Annotated in this window: 1 protein-coding gene; it reads left to right on the top strand. The window is 72.7% G+C overall.

The window, feature by feature from the left end; all coding sequences use genetic code 11:
• Nucleotides 1–22: 22 nt before the first annotated feature.
• On the top strand, nucleotides 23–1522 hold a 1500-nt coding region (locus PUR61_RS03020), incomplete at its 3' end, for an SDR family NAD(P)-dependent oxidoreductase (protein WP_329875312.1).

The following is a 1522-nucleotide window of genomic DNA, read 5'->3' as shown; positions in this document are numbered from 1 at the left end:
GCGGGGTTGGAAGTCCAGCCGTCTGCGGACCAGTCACGCGTTCCACTCCCGGTTGATGGAGCCGATGTTGGAGGACTTCCGCGCCGTGGTGCGTGGGTTGTCCTTCGCCGAGCCTTCGGTCCCGGCGGTTTCGTCGGTGACTGGTCGTCAGGTCGGTGTCGGGCAGTGGTCGGACCCGGAGTACTGGGTGGACCAGGTCCGCAAGCCCGTCCGCTTCGCCGACGCCCTCGAAGCGCTCGACGGCGTCACCAGGTTCGTCGAACTGGGCCCGGACGGCGTGCTGTCCGCGCTCGTCCAGCAGCCCGACGCCGTCACCGCGCCCCTGCTGCGCCGCGACCGCGACGAAGCGACCACCGCGCTGACGGCACTCGCGACCCTGCACGTCAACGGCGTTCCGGTCGACTGGTCGCCGCTGTTCACCGGCGTCCGACCGGCCGAGCTGCCGACCTACGCCTTCCAGCGCCGGCGGTACTGGCCCGACGAGGCGCCCGTCGGCCGGACCTCCGGGCCGGACCGTGAGGACGCCGACTTCTGGGCCACCATCGAGCGCGGTGACCTGCTGACCTTGGCCGACCAGCTGGGCGTCACGGCGACGGCACTTGAGAGCCTCGTGCCGGCGCTGGCCACCTGGCGGGCGCAGGGCCGGGAACGGTCGTTGGTCGACGGCTGGCGGTACCGGGTCGACTGGGAGCCGGCGACCGTGTCCGCCGAAGCCCGGCTCGACGGTGTGTGGGCGGTGGTCGGCGAGGACGTCCACGGCCTTGCCGAGGTGCTGGCGGCACTGGGCGCTTCAGTGCTGCAGGTGACCGGCCGGGAGCAGCTGGCGGGTCTGGACGTCACGGGTCTCGTCGCGTCGCCGACGTCCCTGGCCGATGCGCTCGACCTGGTCCGGACGCTGGTGGACACCGGGTGCAGGACGCCGCTGTGGTTCGTGACCCGGAACGCGTTGGTCACCGGACCGGCGGACGGCGTTGGAGAGATCGACCAGGCGCAGCTGTGGGGCTTCGGCCGGGCGGTGGGGTTGGAGCACCCCGGGATGTGGGGCGGTCTGCTCGATCTGCCGGTCGAGTTGGACCGCCGGGCGGTGGGTCGTGTTGCTGCTGTCCTGGGTGGCGCGTTGGGCGCGGAGGACCAGGTCGCGGTGCGCGGCGGTGGCGTGCTCGTTCGTCGTCTCGTTCACGCGCCGGTGGGTTCCGGGTCGGTCTGGAAGCCTCGGGGCACGGTGTTGATCGCCGGTGGGACGGGTGGTCTGGGCGTCGAGGTGGCGCGGTGGGCGGCGGCGAACGGTGCGGAGCGGCTGGTGCTGCTCTCCCGGCGTGGATCTCAGGCGCCCGGGGCGGCGGAGCTGCTGGCCGAGCTGCCGATGGCGGAGATCCACGCCTGTGATCTGGCGGACCGGTCCGCGGTGGAGGCGTTGCTGGCCGTGGTCGGTCGGGTCGACGCGGTCGTGCACGCGGCCGGTGTGGCCGAGGACGTGCCACTGATCGACGCGGACGAGGCGCATCTGGACCGGGTGATCCGG

The sequence above is a fragment of the Streptomyces sp. BE20 genome (assembly GCF_036322525.1).
Classification (GTDB): domain Bacteria; phylum Actinomycetota; class Actinomycetes; order Streptomycetales; family Streptomycetaceae; genus Kitasatospora.
This window is presented reverse-complemented; position numbering and strand designations above follow the sequence as displayed.